General features: G+C 66.8%; 2 protein-coding genes. Both read right to left on the bottom strand.

The annotated features are described in order from the left end of the window. Positions 1 to 129 precede the first annotated feature (129 nt). The gene (locus tag ABZV40_RS42925; protein WP_355455437.1) at positions 130 to 1,299 is read right to left on the bottom strand and encodes a S8 family peptidase; all 1,170 of its coding nucleotides are present in this window, start codon (positions 1,297 to 1,299) and stop codon (positions 130 to 132) included. Positions 1,300 to 1,494: 195 nt separating this feature from the next. Then, positions 1,495 to 1,617: a hypothetical protein gene (locus tag ABZV40_RS42920; RefSeq protein ID WP_355455435.1), complete on the bottom strand. Its 123-nt coding sequence runs from the start codon at positions 1,615 to 1,617 to the stop codon at positions 1,495 to 1,497. Between the last annotated feature and the right edge of the window lie 105 nt (positions 1,618 to 1,722).

Genomic DNA, 1,722 nt, shown 5'->3' with positions numbered 1-1,722 from the left:
TTGTCTTTGAGCTCTGTGAGAGGAACCCAAAGATGATCAAGCGGTGGCCGTACCCATGTCAAAGGTCAAGAGCATCCTGGTTAAAACACCAGGTGGATGAATGAGCCCTTCATCGAGCACGGCACGGGCTCACGCGTCGGGCCCGAGGTACAGCAGGCGGTTCGGCGAACCCGAACCGGGGCCGGTGACCTTGGACGGCGTCGACTGCGCGACCAGGTACGCCTCGACCTCGGCCGGCGTGGCGCCGGGGTTGGTCGACAGGTACCGGGCCGCGGCACCCGTGACGTGCGGGGTGGCCATCGACGTGCCCGAGATGGTGTTCGTGGCGTCGTCGCTGGTGTTCCACGCCGAGGTGATGTTGCTGCCAGGCGCGAAGATGTCCAGCACCGAGCCGTAGTTCGAGTACGAGGCACGGGCGTCGGTGCTGGTGGTGGCACCGACCGTGATCGCCTCGCGCACCCGGGCCGGCGAGTAGTTGGCCGCGTTGGCGTTGGAGTTGCCCGCCGCGACGGCGAACGTCACGCCCTTGGCGATGGCGTTGCGCACCGCCGTGTCGATCGAGGCGTTGGCGCCACCACCGAGGGACATGTTCGCCACCGCGGGCTTCACCGCGTTGTTGCCGACCCAGTCGATGCCGGCGACGACGCCGTCGAGCGTGCCGGAGCCGTTGTTGTCGAGCACGCGGACGGCGACGATGTTCGCAGCCTTCGCGACGCCGTGGTCCGCGCCCGCGATCGTGCCGGCGACGTGCGTGCCGTGGCCGTTGCCGTCATCGGCGTTGTCGTTGTTGTCGACGAAGTTGTACCCGCTGGAGGCGCGGCCGCCGAACGTGGAGTGGGTGATGCGCACACCGGTGTCGATGACGTACGCGGTCACGCCCGCGCCCGCCGAGGTGTAGCTGTAGGACTGGTCCAGCGGCAGGCTCTTCTGGTCGATGCGGTCGAGGCCCCACGACGGCGGGGCCGACTGCGTTTCCTGCGTGTGCACGACCTGGTTGGCCTCGACGAACTCGACCGACGGATCCGCCGCCAGGCGCTTGGCCTGCTTGTCGCTCAGCTTCACGCTGAAACCGCCGAAGCCGGAGTAGTTCCGCTCCACCTTCGCGCCGAAGCGCGAAGCCAGGGAGTCGGCGTTCGCCTTGCCCTTCTTCAGCTTCACGATGAAGCTGCCGGCGACCTTCTCGGGCGCGTTGAGGGAGAGGACCTCGCCCTCGGCCGCGGAGGCCGCCGGAGTCATCAGAACCGACACGGCGAGGGTCGCCGCACCGGCACCGGCCAGGAACCGGATCTTTCGCGTCATGGTGCACACCGTTCTTCGCAGGGGAACGAACAACTACGACGCTAAGCAGAGATCCCTTTCCTGCCAAGGGTGTTCCACGAATTCGAACGCCATTCAAACGTGTAACGATTCACGATTCACAATGAGCCGTCCGAAGGATATGAGTGAAGGATACGAGTGACGGGTGGCGTGCCGGGAGTGCCCGTGCTAACCGCGTCATGTCACCGGTGTTCCAGGTGGACGGACGTTGAAGCCCGCCGCCGGGATGTCCACCCCGCGGATCGAAGCGTGGTCGATCTCGTGCCACGCGACGGGATCCAGACCCTCCAGCATGGACACCAGAACAGGAGAAGGGGGGGTGCGCAGGGGGCGGCCGGGAGACCAACCGAAAGGAAAACCGCTGGGGGGGGGGGTGAGGAGGCGGGTGGGGGTGGCCGCAGCCCC

The sequence above is a fragment of the Lentzea sp. NPDC004782 genome (genome assembly GCF_040609115.1).
Taxonomy (GTDB): domain Bacteria; phylum Actinomycetota; class Actinomycetes; order Mycobacteriales; family Pseudonocardiaceae; genus Lentzea.
This window is presented reverse-complemented; position numbering and strand designations above follow the sequence as displayed.

What these genes read in the sequence shown, in the direction of transcription:
- ABZV40_RS42925 (WP_355455437.1), bottom strand. Translation starts at nt 1,299, where the DNA reads ATGACGCGAAAGATCCGGTTCCTGGCCGGTGCCGGTGCGGCGACCCTC.